The following is a 3,282-nucleotide window of genomic DNA, read 5'->3' as shown; positions in this document are numbered from 1 at the left end:
GAATTCGTTCTATGCTAGGGTTCAAATGTTTTGACACAGCTACATCCATTCTTTCTGGAGTAGAAGTCATGCATATGATTAAAAAAGAACAGGTTGATTTACGGGACCAGTCTGTCCAAAATCAAAAAGAATTCATCCATCAATTGTTTGGGCTTGCGGCATAAGATATGATTTCGTTAGGAATCTATGCGCTTTATTATCTTTTATTCTATTTTTGCACCAGAACCGTCTATGAGTATAATCGATTTAAAAAACAAAAGAAAGCTGTATAATTTTTGAAAATGATACCTACTTAGGCTTATTTGGCATGCTCATTTTTAAGAACAAAAAGTATTTTAAGAGTTTTTCGTTCATATGAACGAAATTTCATTTTGTCTCCGTTCTTAAGTTATGTGGCATGTCATCAGGCCCCTATGTCAGTGGATTCCATAATGCCAAAGCGAATATCCAATTCGGGTCACCATTTCCTTGATGGTTTTGAACAGCTTCATATATTTTCCCTTGATGTTCTACTTTATCTCCCTTTGTATAAGCCTTCTTCGGATCCCATTTTTCATAAGATTCATTTTGATTTTTTGTTTTTACCGGAAGAATGTCACTTTGAATTGATGTATTTCCAGCTGCATCTACAGCCTTCACTGCATATTTATATTCCTTATTAACTGTTAGATTTTGATCAGTAAACGTCGTTCCTTGTACCGTTTGAATCAATTGTCCATCGCGTAATACCTGATATTCTTTTACACCTACATTATCTGTAGAAGGATTCCATTTTAGCTCTACACTGTTAGAAGTAACGTTGCTTGCATATAATCCTTGTGGCTGTGTCGGAGCTTCTGTATCTGGTTTCGGATTAACAATGTTGTCTACTTTCTTCAATCCCTCTTTTGTAATCTCATAAACTGCTTTATTCCCAAAGCTTTCCTGAATGTTCTTTTCCATATTTGTAATAGTAGCTCGGTTCGCACCTTCTAAATGTGTAAATTCAATAAAATCGCCTACTTTTACCGGCACTTTAACCTGCTCAGCATTTTGTTGCTTATTTCCATAAATCTCTTTGTTATATACCACTTTACCTGATGTGTTTTGCACTTTAATACTTGCATATGTACTATCAAAGTAGTTATGTGGTACACCTGCTTTTAGAGCAATTTGTATCTCTTCTATTGATYTATTTAAATTTACTTTTGCGAATTCAAAATCTCCAATCCCTTTCAGCGACCATGCAAATTCGTTACCTTCAAAAATGTTTGGAGATTGATTTTTGATTTGTACCTTTTTCTCAACAGTTTGATCAAATAAATCCGTTAATACAATCTTTGCATAAGCATTTGTTGGTAATGATATAGATTGACTGATTCCATTTTGATAAGATTTAATATCATCAATTACGTTAATAGGTTGGCCCGTCATATTTTCATTGTTATAAATTTCAATTTTCCCCTTAAATTGCGGTGTACTATTTTCTTTTAGTTTCCAAGATACATTTAATTTTTCATTTTCATAATATATGGATTGGATATCAAAATCTAGTTTTCCTATTTCAGGTTGAGTAGGTTGATTTAGCGTGAATATTTTTCCTGATCCAATGGTAGACTGCGTATTACCTCCTGCTTTGACCCATACATATTCTGAAGTAGCTCCTCCATCATATTGATAAGTATTATCATGCGTCCCAGAAATATTTTGATTATTCCAAGAACTCCATTGTTTATCTACTAACTTTCGGCTATAACCATTTTTTAGGCGAGCTTCCCGAACATTCTGTCCACTATCCGCCCAGTCTTCCTGAAACATTCCTAATCCATGATTAAATGCCACATTAGCTACCGGAAAGTCCATAATTGCAATTAGATGCCATTTATTCTTTGTTACATCTTTCATCCATTGTCCAAATTTAGTATGACCATCTTCTTGCCATGAACGCATTGTCATTCTGTACCAATTGTAGTCTTTCCAACCATAAGTTGTTTGAACCTTCAGTCCTGTTCCTTCTCCTCCAAAGAGTCCAGCTTGTGAATTCGGAGATAAGTATTCGGCCTTTATTGCTTCTTTAGAGGAAATTGGATCCCATATGGCAAAATGTAAAGTACGTTTTCCATTTTCATCAAACCCACTTTGTTGTTGAAAACCAGCATATCCTCCAGCTTCACCACCTGCATTCCAGTTGTGTACAGCCCAATACGTATAAGGTGCAGTCTGAACTGGTGACCAGTCTATACTAATAATATCTGAGGCAGGTATATTTTGAGGACTCACATAAACTGCTGGAGCAGCTGAATGTGTTTCGGCTTTAGTGTGCGAAATAGACGTTCCAAACATAGAAAACATGCTACATGCTGCGGTAATTATAATAACTTTATTAAAACTTCTCCTAGTTTTCTGAATAATCACTATTCTACTTCCTTTTCTAATTTTTATTATTGAATAATAACTTAGTAGAGAAATCTATCAAAATTCAAGCAACATCCAGTAATTCTTTAAAATACTGCCCCAATTTATGTTGTTCTATATTCACATCTGATTCTTACATATTACTTGATTGTAATTGGTTTCCATAACGATAATGCAAATATCCAATTCTGGTCACCATTTCCTTGATGATTTTGAACAGCTTCATACACTTTCCCTTGATGTTCTACTTTGTCACCCTTTGTATATGCCTTCTTCGGATCCCATTTTTCATAAGATACATTTTGATCTTTTGTTTTTACCGGAAGAATGTTACTTTGAATCGATGTATTTCCAGCTGCATCTACAGCCTTTACTGTGTATTTATATTCCTTATTAACTGTTAGATTTTGATCAGTAAACGTCGTTCCTTTTACCGTTTGAATCAATTGTCCATCGCGTAATACCTGATATTCTTTTACACCTACATTATCTGTAGAAGGATTCCATTTTAGCTCTACACTGTTAGAAGTAACGTTGCTTGCATATAATCCTTGTGGCTGTGTCGGAGCTTCTGTATCTGGTTTTGGATTAACAATTTTATCTACTTTCTTCAATCCCTCTTTTGTAATCTCATAGACTGCTTTATTCCCAAAGGTTTCCTGAATGTTCTTTTCCATATTTGTAATAGTAGCTCGGTTCGCACCTTCTAAATGTGTGAATTCGATAAAATCACCTACTTTTACCGGCACTTTAACCTGCTCAGCATTTTGTTGCTTATTTCCATAAATCTCTTTGTTATATACCACTTTACTTGATGTGTTTTGCACTTTAATACTTGCATATGTACTATCAAAGTAGTTATGTGGTACTATCAAAGTAGTTATGTGG

At 34.5% G+C, this 3,282-nt stretch carries 2 protein-coding genes and 1 pseudogene; 1 reads left to right on the top strand and 2 read right to left on the bottom strand.

The features are described from left to right. Nucleotides 1-164 (top strand): annotated as a pseudogene (locus tag AC1DS7_RS28595) (IS6 family transposase); the annotation flags it as partial. Between the two features lie 247 nt (nt 165-411). Here the strand turns inward: AC1DS7_RS28595 and AC1DS7_RS28590 are convergent. Then, nucleotides 412-2,394, bottom strand: coding sequence for a DUF3472 domain-containing protein (locus tag AC1DS7_RS28590; RefSeq protein ID WP_476999396.1), 1,983 nt, complete (start codon nt 2,392-2,394; stop codon nt 412-414). 140 nt (nt 2,395-2,534) lie between these two features. Beyond that, nucleotides 2,535-3,282, bottom strand: a 748-nt coding sequence (locus AC1DS7_RS28585) for a putative mucin/carbohydrate-binding domain-containing protein (protein WP_476999395.1), incomplete at its 5' end; no start/stop codon positions are given.

Source organism: Bacillus sp. P4_E1 (genome assembly GCF_056401715.1).
The sequence above is the reverse complement of the archived record's forward strand: the minus strand, read 5'-3'. Positions and strand labels throughout refer to the sequence as shown.